Here is a 15223-nt window from a genome sequence, read left to right as displayed (position 1 = left end):
GATCGGAGTTTTTGGGAACTCGCCTGCTGGCACGGGCACCGGGTCGGTCGATATCAAGCCGACCGAGCGGCTTCGCGCAGCAGGCAGATTCTCGAATGCTCAAGACGTGCGGCGTTCAACCCGTTGCACAGTGCACCATGAGTTGCTGAGCCAAGACCTCGAGTTCTCGGGTTACTGGTGCATGACCCAGAAAACCGCGGCCCCCACCACCAGGATGACGAGAAAACCGATCGCCCAAGCGTCTACATGGCTGGTGGATTTGGCAACTTTAGGATGGGGATTACTCATTGCATCGCCTCTTGTCAGTGTTATTGGTGATTGCACATGGAGCGCATCGGAGACGGTCGGCTTCGATTCAGTTAAGTAAAGTCGAGCTTTGCCCTTATCACAAGTGGGGGTATGGGCACCTGACGAAGGGCTTAGCACATTCGGTTATTTGCTTATATTCAAACATCACTTTTGCGCATAACCCTGAACTGTTAACCTCCCCCGGCTCCATTTAGGGGCTGTGCGACCGTGCGCGCAGATTTGTTGGGACATCCTGAATGCAGGCGGCATCGTATCGCCTCTCAGGTCGTCCAAGCAGCAGTGAACCGCCTGAGAACAGGACCACCATGTACGTATACGACGAGTACGATCAGCGGATCGTCGAGGACCGCGTCAAGCAGTTCCGCGACCAGACCCGCCGCTATCTGGCCGGCGAGCTCAGCGAAGAAGAATTCCGCCCGCTTCGCCTGCAAAACGGCCTCTACATTCAGCGCTTCGCCCCGATGCTGCGCGTGGCTGTGCCTTACGGCCAGCTGACCTCGCGCCAGACCCGCATGCTGGCCAAAATCGCCCGCGACTACGACAAGGGCTACGCGCACATCAGCACCCGCCAGAACGTGCAGTTCAACTGGCCGGCGCTGGAAGACATTCCCGACATCTTGGCAGAACTTGCCACCGTGCAGATGCACGCGATCCAGACCAGCGGTAACTGCCTGCGCAACGTCACCACGGACCAGTTCGCCGGCGTCGCCGCCGATGAACTGGTTGACCCGCGCCCATGGTGTGAAATCGTGCGTCAGTGGACGACATTCCACCCGGAATTCGCTTACCTGCCACGCAAGTTCAAGATCGCGATCAACGGCTCTACCTCAGACCGCGCCGCCATCGAAGTCCATGACATCGGCCTTGAGCCGGTCAAGAACGCCGCTGGCGAGCTGGGCTTCCGTGTTCTGGTGGGCGGTGGCCTAGGTCGTACGCCTGTTGTTGGCGCCTTCATCAACGAATTCCTGCCCTGGCAGGACCTGTTGAGCTATCTGGATGCGATCCTGCGGGTCTACAACCGTTATGGCCGTCGCGACAACAAGTACAAGGCCCGGATCAAAATTCTGGTCAAGGCGCTGACCCCTGAAGTCTTCGCTGAGAAGGTCGAGGCTGAAATGGCCCACTTGCGGGGCGGCCAGACCACCCTCACCGAAGCCGAATTGCATCGCGTTGCCAGGCATTTCGTCGATCCCGAGTACAAAGCGCTCGCTGATTACAGCGAGGAACTGGCTCGCCTGGACAAGGAACACCCTGGTTTCGCCCGCTGGCGCACCCGTAACATCCTGGCCCACAAAAAGCCGGGTTATGCCGCTGTAACCCTGTCGCTGAAGCCCACAGGTGTCGCGCCGGGTGACGCCACCGACAAGCAACTGGATGGCATCGCCGATCTGGCCGATCGCTACAGCTTCGGCCAGCTACGCACCTCCCATGAACAGAACGTGATTTTGGCAGACGTTGAACAAAGCCAACTGTTCACCCTCTGGGGCGAGTTGCGCGAGCAAGGCTTCGCGACGCCGAACATTGGCCTGCTGACCGACATCATCTGCTGCCCTGGCGGTGACTTCTGCTCGCTGGCCAATGCCAAGTCGATCCCGATTGCCGAGTCCATTCAGCGCCGTTTCGACGATCTGGACTACCTGTTCGACATCGGCGAACTGGACCTGAACATCTCCGGCTGCATGAACGCCTGCGGCCATCACCACGTCGGCCACATCGGCATTCTGGGCGTGGACAAAAAGGGCGAAGAGTTCTATCAGGTCTCCCTGGGTGGCAGCGCCAGCCGGGATGCAAGCCTGGGCAAGATCCTTGGCCCATCGTTCGCGCAGGACGCCATGCCGGACGTAATCGAGAAGCTGATCAACGTCTACGTCGAGAAACGCAACGAAGACGAGCGCTTCATCGACACGTTCCAGCGTATCGGCATCGACCCTTTCAAGGAGCGCGTCTATGCAGCGAATCATTAAGAACAACGAAGTCATTGACGAGACCTGGCACCTGCTGCCCAAGGACACCACCCTTGAAGGGCTGTCCAACTGCGATGACCTGATCGTACCGCTGGCCCTTTGGCGCGAGCACGCTCATGCGCTCAAGGCCCGCGATGGCGGTCTGGGTGTGTGGCTGGACAGCGACGAGGAAGCCGAGGAAATCGGTGATGACGCCAACCAGTTTCAGGTCATCGCCCTGAACTTCCCGGCATTCACCGATGGTCGCAGCTACTCCAACGCGCGCCTGCTCCGCGATCGCTATGGCTTCAAGGGTGAGTTGCGAGCGATTGGTGATGTGCTGCGCGATCAGCTGTTCTACCTGCATCGCTGTGGTTTTGATGCGTTTGCAATCCGCGCTGATAAGGACCCGTATGAGGCGCTGGAAAGCCTGAAAGACTTTTCCGTGACCTACCAGGCTGCAGCGGACGAGCCATTGCCGCTGTTCCGTCGTCGTTGACCCGACGCTGAACGACGCATAATGAAAAGCCCCGATTTCGTGAGAAATCGGGGCTTTTTGTTACCGACCGGTTGAACATTCTACGCGTTGATCGTTACCACGCAGAGCATGCAAACGATCATACAAACCGGTGCATTGTGCTTACCAGAACCGCTGTTGCATCAACCTGTTCCACCAGCCTGTTACCAGCCGGTCTACCGAGCCACTGGCCGCCAGCCCTACCCGTTCCTGCAGGCTCTTGCGTTCGGCGTAGTGCAGATGGAACACCTCGGCAGTCTTCGCTTTTTCCGATAGGTATTCATCGCTGGTTTTCAGCTCGTCGACCAATTGCTTGTCCTTGGCCGCCATGCCCAACCAGACCTCGCCGGTAGCCACCTCGTCGATCTGCAACTGCGGGCGATAGCTGGCAACGAAGTTCTTGAACAGCTCATGGGTAATGTCCAGGTCCTGCTGGAATTTCTCGCGGCCCTTCTCGGTATTTTCGCCAAACACGGTCAATGTCCGTTTGTATTCGCCAGCCGTCAGCACTTCAACGTCGATGTCGTGCTTTTTCAGCAGGCGGTTGACGTTGGGCAGTTGTGCAACCACGCCAATCGATCCCAGTACGGCAAATGGCGCGCTGATGATGCGATTACCGATGCACGCCATCATGTACCCGCCGCTGGCCGCGACCTTGTCGATACAAATGGTCAGCGGAATGCCCGCCTGACGAATACGCGCCAGCTGCGAGGAAGCCAGACCGTAGCTGTGCACCATGCCGCCACCGCTTTCCAGGCGCAGCACCACTTCATCCTTATCGGTTGCGAGGGTGAGCAAGGCGGTGATTTCCTGACGCATGCTCTCGGTAGCCGAGGCCTTGATGTCACCGTCGAAATCCAGCACGTAGACCCGGGGTTTGACCGCGTTCTGCTTTTTGTCCTTCTTCAACTCCTTGGCCTGGGATTTACGCAGCGCCTTGAGGCGCGCCTTGTCCAGCAGCGAGCCCTCAAGACGGTCACGCAGCCCTTTGTAGAAATCATTGAGCTTGGTCACGTGCAACTGACCGCCACTGCTGCGTCGACCCCGGCCACGCATTGATGCTATCGCCACCAGCACCACGATGATGGCGATCACCACAGTGACGGTTTTCGCCAGAAAGCTGGCGTAATCGAAAATAAACTCCACAGAAACTCCTTACCTGCACATAGATCCGGGACAGGATCGCGAATGGACCCAGCATACCGGCGCGCCCTGCGCCGAGCCAGCAGGACGACTGTCAAACATCGTGGCATCGGGCAATTCAAACAAGCGTATGTTTTTTATTGACAGACCCGGCGCCGCGCTCATAACCTCGCAGCACTTTCAATGTGCCGGGATGACGCGTCCGTGGGCAGCATCTATCTGATAAGACATGGCCAGGCCTCCTTCGGTGCGGACGATTACGACGTCCTCTCGCCGACCGGTTATCGCCAGGCCGAAGTCCTCGGTGCGCATCTGGCGGAACTGGATCTACGCTTTGATCGGTGCATTTCGGGGAGCCTGTTCCGTCAGCGGCATACCGCCGAAACGGTTATCGCCCAGCTGGAGGCCGCAGGCCTGACAGGGCCAGTACTGGAAACCGATGCGGCATTCAACGAATTCGACGCTGAAGCGGTGATCCGCGCCCTGCTGCCGGCGATGCTGCCCCATGAGCCGGAAGCACTGGATATCATGCGCAATGCCACGCATAACCGCGTCGAATTCCAACGCCTGTTCGCCCTGATCATTGATCGCTGGCTGGACGGACAATACGACACACCAGCGCTTCAGAGCTGGCTGGCGTTCGTTGCGCAGGTGCAGTCCGGCCTCGACCGCATTCTGGACAGCGCAAGCCCCAATGAGCGCATTGCCGTGTTCACTTCCGCAGGCACCATTACCGCCCTGCTCCACCTGATCACCCGGATGCCGGCACGTCAGGCGTTCGAGCTCAATTGGCAAATCGTCAACACCTCGCTCAACCAGCTCAAGTTTCGTGGTCGCGAGGTGTCACTGGCTTCCTTCAACAGTTATGCACACCTGCAACTGATGAAGGCGCCGGAGCTCATCACTTACCGCTGAGCCCGGCCAATCGCACCCGCAAGGTGCCTGCAATCACTCATATAAAAGGATGACACCATGACCTCCGTAGCCGATGCCGTACAAGCAATGAAAGCCAAGTTCAACCCGGATGCCGCTGCGGGCCTGGACCTGGTGTTCGGTTTTCGCATCGATGAAACCAGGAATTTCTCCCTGATCGTCAAGGACAAGACCTGCGAGTTGCAGGAAGGCGAGAATCCGGACGCTCAAGTCACCCTGGTGATGGACGGCGAAACCCTGCAGGGCATCGTCAGCGGTGAAACCGATGGCATGCAAGCGTTCATGGGCGGCAAGCTGCGCGCTGAAGGCGACATGATGCTGGCGATGAAACTGAGCGAACTGTTTCCTTCCTGATCGCTCAGGCGCCGTTGAAAACCGAAGCCAGGCGGCTTCGGTTTTTTTTGCCTGATGGTTTCTCGATGGCTGATCAAAACGGCTGATCGACCAGCAACACGCTTACCAATAAAGCCACGCGCTGGTTGTTGCCGACGCCGGGCGCAGATTAGATTAGCCAATGATCCTGACAATCGAAAATAAACAGCAGGGATAAGCATGGCGCTAACCGACCAGTCCACCCAGGTCCGATCCGGCGAAGAACTCGATGCTGCGTTGATCGATCCTTACCTCAAAGCACGCATTTGCGGGCTGAGCGGCAGCGTCCGAATCAGTCAGTTTCCCGGTGGCGCCTCCAACCTCACCTACCTGCTCAAATACCCCGAACAGGAGTTCGTACTGCGTCGCCCGCCATTTGGCCATAAAGCCAAAAGCGCCCACGACATGGGCCGTGAGTTTCGCATTCTCAATCAGCTCAAGGATGCTTTTCCTTACTGCCCCAAAGCCTATCTGCACTGCACCGACGAATCGGTGATCGGCGCTGAGTTTTATGTCATGGAGCGGGTTGAGGGAATCATTCTGCGTTCCGAGCTGCCGCCCGAGCTGGGTTTCGACGCCGCGCAAACCGAGGCGCTTTGCGAGAGCTTCATCGACAAGCTGGTGGACCTGCACCGGGTCGACTACACCGCGTGCGGCCTGGGTAATCTTGGCAAGCCGGAGGGCTACGTGGCACGGCAGATTCGCGGCTGGACCGAGCGCTACGAGAAAGCCCGCACCGCAGACGCGCCGAGCTGGGAAAAAGTGGCGCGGTGGCTGGATGAGAAAAAACCTGCCGACCACCCGACTTCAAGCCTGGTGCACAACGACTACCGCTTCGACAACGTGATTCTGAGCCCTCGAAACCCGATGCAGATCATCGGTGTACTGGACTGGGAACTGACTACGGTGGGCGATCCTCTGATGGACCTGGGCAACAGTCTGGCTTACTGGATTCAGGCTGACGACCCCGCCCCCGTGCAATTGATGCGCCGTCAACCGAGCCATGCGCCAGGCATGCTGACACGCGAGCAATTTGTCGCGTACTACGCCGAGCGCTCGGGCATTCGCATCGACAATTTCGATTTTTATTACACCTATGGACTGTTCCGCCTGGCGGGCATCGTGCAGCAGATCTACTACCGTTTTTTCCACGGACAGACCCAGGACAAGCGCTTCGCCCAGTTCATCCACATGAACAAGCTGCTGGAACACATGGCGCTGCAAGTGCTCGACCGTTCAAGCCTCTGACAACGATTGCGACAGGATAAGGAAGACACCATGTCAAAGACCCAACTGTTCGACCTCGACGGCAAGATTGCTTTTGTTTCCGGCGCCAGCCGCGGCATCGGTGAGGCGATTGCCAAGCTGCTGGCGCAACAAGGTGCTCATGTCATCGTCTCCAGCCGCAAGCTTGAAGGCTGCCAGCACGTCGCCGATGCGATCATCGCAGACGGCGGCAAGGCCACGGCAATTGCCTGCCATATCGGCGAGATGGAGCAGATCAATGGCGTCTTCGCACGGATTCGGGAAGAGTTCGGCAGGCTCGACATTCTGGTCAACAACGCTGCAACCAACCCGCAGTTCTGCAATGTGCTGGACACCGATCCAGGGGCGTTTCAGAAGACGGTGGACGTCAACATTCGCGGCTACTTTTTCATGTCGGTCGAAGCCGGCAGGCTGATGCGTGAACACGGCGGTGGCAGCATCATCAACGTAGCGTCGATCAACGGCGTCTCGCCGGGCGTTTTTCAAGGCGTCTACTCGGTGACCAAAGCGGCAGTGATCAACATGACCAAGGTCTTCGCCAAGGAGTGCGCACAGTTCGGTATCCGCTGCAACGCGCTGCTACCAGGGTTGACGGACACCAAATTCGCCTCAGCGCTGGTCAGCAACGAGAACATTCTCAACACCGCGCTGGCCCAGATCCCGCTCAGGCGCGTTGCCGCACCCAGTGAGATGGCCGGCGCCGTGCTGTACCTGGCCAGCGATGCGTCGAGCTACACCACAGGTGTCGCGTTGAATGTGGATGGCGGCTTTTTGTCTTGATGGGCTGAACCTCACCCAGGGCGCCTTCTTGCACCCGCTGGTTTGACGGTGAACGCGGGGTGTCAGTCAGTGAAGACGCCGCTGAACCACCGCCTTCGCTGCCGTCGTGACCTCCGACGTTTCCTATAGACGCTGGACTGAGGTGAATCTGAGGGTTATCTGATGGAATAAAGATTCCATCCAGAACATCCAGCGAATACATTTTTGCGCACAACAATACGCCTTAAAGGACGTCGTCATGCGCCAGTCATCGCTTCCCGATTTAGGCATAGGCCTGATCGGCACCGGCTTCATGGGGCGGGCGCATGCGCTGGCTTTCCAGAATGCCCGCACCACCTTCGATTTGCCGGTCAACCTCAAACTCCATGCGCTGGCCGACGCCGATGCCGCCCGGGCCGAGCACTGCGCGCGGGCTTGGGGGTTCGACCACAGTCACGCTGATTGGCAACAATTAATCAGCGATCCAGCCGTCAATCTGGTGGCCATTACCACGCCCAATCATCTGCATTGCCCCATGGCGATGGCCGCCCTCGAAGCCGGCAAAGCGGTGTATTGCGAGAAGCCACTGGCTGTCAGCCTCGACCAAGCGCGGGCCATGCACAGCGCAGCGGTGAAAGCCGGCGTCGTGACGCGCGTCGGTTATAACTATCAGCACAACCCGATTATTGGTCTGGCCCGAAACATGATCGAAAGCGGCGAATTGGGGCAGATCATCAGTTTTCAGGGGGAGTTCAGCGAGGACTTCATGGGCGACCCGCAATCACCGTGGTCCTGGCGCTGTGAGCAGGCTCATGCCGGAGGCGCGCTTGCAGATCTGGGCAGTCACCTGTTGGCAATGGCCCGCTACCTGCTGGGCGATATCGAGTCGGTATGTGCCGACTCGCAAACCGTACATGCTCAGCGCCCTGCAGAGGGCGGCAGCCCGCAGCAGCGCAAGATTGCCGTCGATGACCAGACCTACGCCCTGCTGCGTTTCGCCAATGGTGCCCGTGGGACATTCGGCAGCAGTTGGCTGAAACACGGCTACAAGAATCACCTGAGTTTTGAAATCGGCGGCACCAGGGGCACGCTGTCGTTCGATCAGGAACGGCTCAACGAATTGCGCCTGTACCGTGCTGGAGCGCCGGGCCGGGATGGCTTCCAGCAAATTCTGGCAGGACCGGCGCAGCCCGGTTATGCAGCGTTTTGCCCGGCACCGGGGCATCAGTTGGGCTACAACGAGCTGAAGACTCTGGAGGTGCGTGCGCTGATCCAGGCGCTATGTGGCCAAACCAGCGAAGGCCCGGATTTTGCCGAAGCGCTGGAAGTCGAGCGGTTGGCGACGGCGATTCGAGTGGCTGCCAAAGAGATGCGCTGGGTGACTGTGTCAGAGGTTTGAGCTTGGGTAACACGTGAAAGGAAGGGCTGAACGGTGACCTGCTGTGGGAGCGAATTCATTCGCGAAAAATACAACAGGCGATTAAAGGCGTCGCTACAGCGTCAATAAATAAAAGCACCGTTACGCTCTGCAATGGCTCAGGGCTTACAGGTAGAATGTCGCACTTCCGGGCAGCCCCTCTGCCCATCTGCCTAGTAAGCCCGCTGCCATGCCGTTCGAACTTACCGTAGATCCCATCACACTGGTGGTGCTTGCCGTTGTCGCTTTCGTTGCCGGTTTCATCGATGCCATTGCCGGAGGTGGCGGCCTGCTGACCACCCCTGCTCTGTTGACCGCAGGTCTGCCGCCGCATCTGGTGCTGGGCACCAACAAACTCAGCTCGACCTTCGGCTCCGCCACAGCAGGGCTCACCTTCTACCGGCGCAAGCTGTTTCACCCCAGACAGTGGACCCTTGCATTGATCGGCACCGCTGTCGGTGCTTTGATCGGGGCCGTGGTTGCGCATTATCTGCCTGCCGAACTGCTGAACCAGATGCTGCCCGTGATCGTTTTCGGCTGCGGCCTGTACCTGCTGTTCGGCGGGACGCCCAAGGCGCCGCTGGACAACAACGCGCCGATCAAGCGCAAATGGCAGCTGCCACAAGGACTGGGCCTGGGGTTCTACGACGGCGTGGCGGGGCCTGGCACTGGGGCATTCTGGACGGTCAGTACACTGCTGATGTACCCGGTCGACCTGGTCAAGGCCAGCGGTGTGGCACGAAGCATGAATTTCGTCAGCAATGCCGCCGCACTCGTGATCTTCGCGGTCAATGGCTCGGTGGACTGGGTCATCGGTCTGGTCATGGGGCTGGCGTTGATGGTGGGCGCATTTCTGGGTGCGCGGACGGCAATTCAGGGCGGCGCCAAATTCATCCGCCCTGTATTCATTACCGTGGTCCTCGGTTTAACTGTCCGCCTGGCCTGGCAGCACTGGTTCAGCGGCGCCTGAGCGCTGGGCCAGATAGAGGTCGATCAGATAGCGCGCAATGGACCGACTCGCCGGTAAAGGTGGCATGTCGTGGATGCTGAACCACTGCGCATCTTCGATCTCGTCGGCCTGAGGCACGATCTCGCCGCTGTCGTATTCCGCATGAAAGCCCAGCATCATCGAGTGGGGAAAGGGCCAGCACTGGCTGCCCTTGTACTGGATATTCCGGACCTTGACCTGTACCTCTTCCATGACCTCGCGACGCACGCAGTCTTCTGCAGCCTCTCCAGGCTCGGCAAACCCGGCCAGCGTGCTGTAGACACCGGTCACGAAACGCGGGGAACGCGCCAGCAGCACCTCGTCGCCGCGGGTAATCAACACGATCATGCTCGGCGAGATTCGCGGATACGAGCGCAGGTCGCAGTCCCGGCAATACATGGCCCGCTCACCCGGCACCTGCTGCATGGGCTGACCGCAGCTGCCGCAGAAACGATGCTCGCGTGCCCAGGTGCTGATCTGCGCGGCGTAACCGAGCATCTGAAACACATCGGCATCGTCGGCCAGCATGAACTGGCGCAACGTCTGCCAACCCATGCCTTCCAGCAAGACTGCCTGCTTGAGCACCAGCACATAAACCGGCTCGCCATCGAAATGGCCGATCCCGTGCTCACTGCTCAAAGGCAAATCCAGACCCTTTAGCCATTCGCGGGGGAACATCACCCCGTTGTCGTCTTGCAGAAAACCCTGGTCACTGTGGACCACGGCCCAGCCGCCCGTTGCCTGAGTATCCAGCACGGCGGTGGTCCAACGCCTGGGGCGCGTCATGAAAGAACTCCTCTGTTCAAAAACCTGTCCGCCGCCATCCGGCTCCTCAGTCGGTGTCCGGACAGGCGTCGATGGCAGGCGCCTGCGAAACCCGCTCCGCAGTCAATTATCGAAGACCGGCTTCTGCTTACCCATGTGGGCCACCATCGCCAGCTTCAGGTCCGCCGATTGCAACATGGCAGCGTTCCAGGTGGCAACGTATTCGAGACCATCATCGACGCTGTGATCGCGCATGTACGCAATCATGCGCTTGCTGCCGGTGATGGCGATCGGCGATTTTGCAGCGATTTCGCCAGCCATAGCGAACACGCCGTCCAGCAATTGATCGTGGCTCATGAAGACACGATTCACCAGACCGATGCGCAGCGCCTCGTCCGCCTTGACGTTGCGCCCGGTGTAGGCCATTTCCCGCATCATGCCGTCGCCGATCAGCCTGGGCAGGCGCTGCAGCGTGCCGACATCGGCTGCCATGCCCATGTCGATTTCTCGGATAGAGAACAGGGCATCGTCCGCTGCGTAACGCATGTCACAGGCACTGATCAGGTCGATGGCGCCACCGATGCAATAGCCCTGCACGGCGGCAAGCACTGGCTTGCTGCAGCGGTCGACAACGTTGAAAGACGCCTGCATCTGCAAGATTTTGCCCCGCAGCATTCGCGCGTTGCGGCCGACATCCTTGCCCAGCTCGTTGGCGACCGACGCCAGCAGCGTCAGGTCGATGCCTGAAGAAAAATGCTTGCCCGCGCCGCTGAGCACCACCACGCGCACCTCATCGGTGTCTTCGATCCACTGAAAAACCTCGATGATCTCACTCCAGAATGCCGCGTTCATGGCATTGATCTTTTCCGGGCGGCTGATTTGTACGTGGGCGATATGGTCGGTCAGCCCGACCTTGAAAGCGCTGTAGTCGGACACGGCATTGATCCTTGAATAGCTGTGTGGATTGAAACTTCCGGACGTCGGACTATACCAAGGCGGTGCGATTGCCGCAGGCCACGGTTGCGCCATTGGCCGGACAGCAAAGCGCTTGAAAAGCTCGTCTGCCCCCTTGTGAAGCCCAGATAAACTGAACGGCGAACAGCGGCAAGGGTCCAGTGAGATGGCAGCGAAGAACCGCATTTACGCGGTGATCATCGCTCTTTTCAGGTCGCAAGAGGGCGATTCTTGAGTACATCAAAAGCGGCTACCGGCATTGTGGGCCTGGACGACATCCTCGCTGGAGGTCTTTCACGCAGTCATGTGTTTCTTCTGGAAGGAGAACCCGGAACCGGCAAGACCACCGTGGCCCTTCAGTTTCTCCTGGCGGGCGCTGTTGTAGGTGAGCGCGGTCTCTACATCACTCTTTCCGAAACAGAACGCGAGTTGCGCGACGGCGCACGTTCGCATGGTTGGGAGCTCGACCAGCACATCGAGGTATTCGAACTCACGCCGCCCGAAGATCTGCTCAATGCCGAGCATCAGCAAAGTCTGCTGTATTCCTCCGACCTTGAACTGGGCGAAGCGACCAGGCAAATCTTCGAGGTGGTCGAGCGGGTCAAGCCGACACGCGTGGTCATCGACAGCCTGTCGGAGATCCGCCTGCTGGCACTGAGTTCGTTGCGCTACCGTCGGCAGATCCTGGCGATCAAGCACTACTTTGCGCGCTATGACGCCACGGTGATTCTGCTCGACGACCTGACTACCGAGGCCTTGGACAAGACCGTCCACAGCGTGGCCCATGGGGTGATCCGCCTTGAAGAGCTGACACCCGCCTATGGCGCCGAGCGGCGGCGCCTGAGGGTGGTGAAATATCGCGGGCAGAAATATCGCGGCGGCTATCACGACTTCAACATCATGGCCGACGGCATTCATGTATTCCCGCGTCTGGTGGCCGCCGAGCATCGCAGCGGTTACGCGAGCAGTCAGTTGAGCAGCAATATTCCGGAACTCGATGCGCTGCTCGGCGGTGGCATCGACAGTGGCTCCAGCACCTTGATCCTGGGTCCGGCCGGGACCGGCAAATCGCTTATTTCCATGGTGTTCGCAGCGGCGGCCGTCTTACGCGGCGAACGGGTCGGTCTGTTCATTTTCGACGAAGAAATGGGCCTGCTGTTCGAACGCATGAAGAAGATCGGGATCGACCTGGCGGCGTTGCAGCGAACCGGCAATCTGCTGGTCGAGCAAGTGGATGCTGCCGAACTGTCCCCTGGCGAGTTCGCCCACCGCGTCCGTCGCAGCGTGGACGAGAAGCAGATCCGCACCGTGATCATCGACAGCCTAAATGGCTATCAGGCGGCGATGCCGGAAGAGAACGCGCTGGTGCTGCACATGCATGAACTGTTGCTCTACCTCAACCGTCAGGGCGCTTCGACGTTCATGACGGTCGCACAGCACGGCCTGGTGGGCGATATGCGTGCTCCGGTCGATATCACCTATCTGGCCGACACCGTGATTCTGTTGCGTTACTTCGAAGCGCTGGGCAAAGTCCGGCGCGCCATCTCCATCATCAAGAAACGCACAGGTACCCATGAATCGACCATTCGCGAATACCGCATCAGTGGCTCCGGTATGAAAATCGGTGCTCCACTGGATGCATTCCAGGGCGTACTGCGCGGCGTGCCGCATTATTTCGGCGAAGGCAATCCACTGTTGCGGGACGAGGACGCGTGAGCACGCCGGGACAGCTGGCGGAACGTGCAATCATCCTGGCTCCGCAAGGGCGGGACAGTCAGATCGCGTTGAGAATCCTGCAGGAGGCAGGCTTCCCGGCGCTGATCACCCACGACTTGACCGACCTATGCAAGGAAATGGCCTCAGGCGCCGGTCTTGCCATCATTGCCGATGAAGCGTTGCGCGGGGTCGATCTCAACCCTTTGCTCAGCCTGCTGAACCATCAACCGGCATGGTCGGATTTACCCGTCGTACTGCTGACTCATCACGGCGGTCCTGAAGACAATCCCTCGGCGCGACTGGGCAAACTGTTGGGCAACGTGACCTTCCTCGAGCGTCCCTTTCATCCGGCGACGCTGGTCAGCCTGGTAACCACCGCCGTGCGGGGCCGACGAAGGCAATACGAGGCGCGCGGCCGCATGGAGGACATGCTCGAGAGTGAGCAGCGCCTGCAGCACGCCCTCAAGGCCGGTAGCCTGGGCGCCTGGCAGTTGGAGGCCGAATTTCTGAAACTCGATTGCTCGGACATCAGCAAGACGCACTACGGGCGCGACGAACCAGCGCCCTTCAATTATCACCAATGGCTGGAGTCGGTGTATGCCGCCGACCAGCCTCGTATGCAATCGGCGCTGCAAGACGCCCTCGATACCGGCCACGATTTCATTATCGAGTTCCGCAATGTCTGGCCCGACGGCTCGCTGCACTGGGTCGATGTACGCGCCCGCGCCATTCGCGCACGCAACGGCCGGGTCAGTTTGCTCGCCGGGGTTACGTCCGATATTACCGAGCGCAAACAGGCCGAAACCCAACTGCGCAAACTGAACGAATCGCTCGAACAGCAAGTCGAGGAGCGCACTTCGCAACTGCGTCATAACGAAGAAGAGCTGCGTCAGTCCCAGAAGATGGAAGCCGTGGGTCAGCTCACCGGCGGTATCGCCCATGACTTCAATAACATGCTCACGGGCATCATTGGCAGCCTGGAACTGCTCAGGCGCCGTGTAGCGCGTGGGCGTATCGATGATCTCGACGGGCTGATCGATCTGGGCGTGACCTCGGCCAATCGCGCTGCGGCACTGACCCATCGGCTATTGGCGTTTTCCCGGCGCCAATCGCTGGATTCCAAACCTGTAGAGATGAACGAACTGGTCAACGCTATGGGCGAGCTGTTGCATCGCAGCGTCAATGAAAGCGTGCGCCTGGACATGTGCCTGGACCCGCAGCTCTGGACCGCAGAAGCCGACCCCAATCAACTGGAGAGTGCCCTGCTCAACCTGGTGCTGAACGCGCGGGATGCCATGCCCAGCGGCGGCATGTTGATGATCGAGACGTTCAATCGCAGACTCGACCGGCCGTTCACCAATGCCCACGAGAATTTGCTCCCGGGCGATTACGTGGTGCTCAGCGTTACCGATACAGGTTGCGGCATGCCGGAAAACGTCATCACTCGAGCGTTCGACCCCTTTTTCACCACCAAGCCAATCGGTCAGGGCACGGGGCTCGGTTTGTCGATGATCTACGGCTTCACCAAACAGTCCCGGGGCCATGTTTCCATCCAAAGCCAGGTTGACCACGGTACGACCGTGCAACTGTTCCTGCCACGCTTTCAAGGCGAGAAAGAGGCCGAGGACATTCGCTTTGATGGTCAGACCATCGAAGCCCGCGACGGCGAGACCATCCTGATCGTGGAAGATGATCAGGCCGTACGCGCATTGGTCAGTCAGGTCCTCAGCGAACTGGGCTATGCGTATCTGGAGGCAGGCGATGCCGTTGGCGCCGTGCCGATTCTGGAATCTGGCCAGCGCATCGACCTGATGATCAGCGACGTCGGGCTGCCCGGCATGAATGGCCGGCAACTGGCCGACATCGCTCGCCAGTTACGACCCGAATTGAGGGTGCTGTTCATCACCGGGTACGCAGAAAACGCAGGTACGCGAGCAGGTTTTCTTGAGGAAGGCATGCAGATGATCACCAAACCCTTCGCTTTCGACCAGTTGACCGCAAAAGTTCGGAAAATGATTGAGGGGTAGCCAGATAACAGCGTCAAACAGGCGGCTCGCCTTTCACTGCCGACACATCGGTGGTGAGTGGCCGCCAAGCCGTTGGGGCATTGGACCGGTGCCATTGCGTGCAACCGGCATCGC

The 15223-nt window shown here is 59.3% G+C and carries 13 protein-coding genes; 10 read left to right on the top strand and 3 right to left on the bottom strand.

Going from position 1 to position 15223, the window contains the following annotated elements; all coding sequences use genetic code 11:
• Positions 1-614 precede the first annotated feature (614 nt).
• Together EC915_RS02540 and EC915_RS02535 are read left to right on the top strand one after the other, a co-directional pair.
• Entirely contained in the window at positions 615-2273 is a 1659-nt protein-coding gene (locus EC915_RS02540; protein WP_133748946.1) for a nitrite/sulfite reductase, read from the top strand.
• On the top strand, positions 2257-2751 hold the full coding sequence (locus EC915_RS02535; RefSeq protein ID WP_133748945.1) for a DUF934 domain-containing protein: 495 nt from the start codon (positions 2257-2259) through the stop codon (positions 2749-2751). The genes EC915_RS02540 and EC915_RS02535 overlap by 17 nt, the downstream gene beginning before the upstream one ends.
• Positions 2752-2892: 141 nt before the next feature.
• Here EC915_RS02535 and sohB read toward each other — a convergent pair whose 3' ends face one another.
• On the bottom strand, positions 2893-3915 hold the full coding sequence (gene sohB / locus EC915_RS02530) for a protease SohB (RefSeq protein ID WP_133748944.1): 1023 nt from the start codon (positions 3913-3915) through the stop codon (positions 2893-2895).
• A 201-nt stretch (positions 3916-4116) separates the two neighbouring features.
• On the opposite strand from sohB, the gene EC915_RS02525 reads away from it, so the two are divergent.
• The 6 genes from EC915_RS02525 to EC915_RS02500 all read left to right on the top strand — a co-directional run bounded on the left by EC915_RS02525 (position 4117) and on the right by EC915_RS02500 (position 9629).
• Complete coding sequence (locus tag EC915_RS02525; protein WP_133748943.1) at positions 4117-4827, top strand: histidine phosphatase family protein; 711 nt, start codon at positions 4117-4119, stop codon at positions 4825-4827.
• 57 nt (positions 4828-4884) lie between these two features.
• Entirely contained in the window at positions 4885-5199 is a 315-nt protein-coding gene (locus EC915_RS02520; RefSeq protein ID WP_133748942.1) for an SCP2 sterol-binding domain-containing protein, read from the top strand.
• Between the two features lie 198 nt (positions 5200-5397).
• Positions 5398-6465: a phosphotransferase family protein gene (locus EC915_RS02515; RefSeq protein ID WP_133748941.1), complete on the top strand. Its 1068-nt coding sequence runs from the start codon at positions 5398-5400 to the stop codon at positions 6463-6465.
• Positions 6466-6495: 30 nt separating this feature from the next.
• Positions 6496-7263: an SDR family oxidoreductase gene (locus tag EC915_RS02510; RefSeq protein ID WP_133748940.1), complete on the top strand. Its 768-nt coding sequence runs from the start codon at positions 6496-6498 to the stop codon at positions 7261-7263.
• A 238-nt stretch (positions 7264-7501) separates the two neighbouring features.
• Positions 7502-8641, top strand: coding sequence for a Gfo/Idh/MocA family protein (locus tag EC915_RS02505; RefSeq protein WP_133748939.1), 1140 nt, complete (start codon positions 7502-7504; stop codon positions 8639-8641).
• Between the two features lie 208 nt (positions 8642-8849).
• Entirely contained in the window at positions 8850-9629 is a 780-nt protein-coding gene (locus tag EC915_RS02500; protein WP_133748938.1) for a TSUP family transporter, read from the top strand.
• Here EC915_RS02500 and nudC read toward each other — a convergent pair.
• A complete protein-coding gene (gene nudC / locus EC915_RS02495; RefSeq protein WP_133748937.1) occupies positions 9585-10433 on the bottom strand; it encodes an NAD(+) diphosphatase in 849 nt (282 codons plus the stop codon). The two genes, EC915_RS02500 and nudC, sit on opposite strands and share 45 nt — an antisense overlap.
• A 102-nt stretch (positions 10434-10535) precedes the next feature.
• Complete coding sequence (locus tag EC915_RS02490) at positions 10536-11348, bottom strand: crotonase/enoyl-CoA hydratase family protein (protein ID WP_133748936.1); 813 nt, start codon at positions 11346-11348, stop codon at positions 10536-10538.
• Positions 11349-11597: 249 nt separating this feature from the next.
• On the opposite strand from EC915_RS02490, the gene EC915_RS02485 reads away from it, so the two are divergent.
• Together EC915_RS02485 and EC915_RS02480 are read left to right on the top strand one after the other, a co-directional pair.
• The gene (locus tag EC915_RS02485) at positions 11598-13082 is read left to right on the top strand and encodes an ATPase domain-containing protein (RefSeq protein ID WP_133748935.1); all 1485 of its coding nucleotides are present in this window, start codon (positions 11598-11600) and stop codon (positions 13080-13082) included.
• Entirely contained in the window at positions 13079-15109 is a 2031-nt protein-coding gene (locus EC915_RS02480) for a PAS domain-containing sensor histidine kinase (RefSeq protein ID WP_133748934.1), read from the top strand. The genes EC915_RS02485 and EC915_RS02480 overlap by 4 nt, the downstream gene beginning before the upstream one ends.
• The last annotated feature ends 114 nt before the right edge of the window (positions 15110-15223 follow it).

This window comes from Pseudomonas sp. LP_7_YM (assembly GCF_004364435.1).
Classification (GTDB): domain Bacteria; phylum Pseudomonadota; class Gammaproteobacteria; order Pseudomonadales; family Pseudomonadaceae; genus Aquipseudomonas.
The sequence above is the reverse complement of the archived record's forward strand: the minus strand, read 5'-3'. Positions and strand labels throughout refer to the sequence as shown.

Coding starts and splice junctions, on each gene's coding strand:
- EC915_RS02515 (WP_133748941.1), top strand. CDS start 5,398: ATGGCGCTAACCGACCAGTCCACCCAGGTCCGATCCGGCGAAGAACTC.
- EC915_RS02540 (WP_133748946.1), top strand. CDS start 615: ATGTACGTATACGACGAGTACGATCAGCGGATCGTCGAGGACCGCGTC.
- EC915_RS02535 (WP_133748945.1), top strand. CDS start 2,257: ATGCAGCGAATCATTAAGAACAACGAAGTCATTGACGAGACCTGGCAC.
- EC915_RS02500 (WP_133748938.1), top strand. CDS start 8,850: ATGCCGTTCGAACTTACCGTAGATCCCATCACACTGGTGGTGCTTGCC.
- EC915_RS02505 (WP_133748939.1), top strand. CDS start 7,502: ATGCGCCAGTCATCGCTTCCCGATTTAGGCATAGGCCTGATCGGCACC.
- EC915_RS02520 (WP_133748942.1), top strand. CDS start 4,885: ATGACCTCCGTAGCCGATGCCGTACAAGCAATGAAAGCCAAGTTCAAC.
- nudC (WP_133748937.1), bottom strand. CDS start 10,433: ATGACGCGCCCCAGGCGTTGGACCACCGCCGTGCTGGATACTCAGGCA.
- EC915_RS02510 (WP_133748940.1), top strand. CDS start 6,496: ATGTCAAAGACCCAACTGTTCGACCTCGACGGCAAGATTGCTTTTGTT.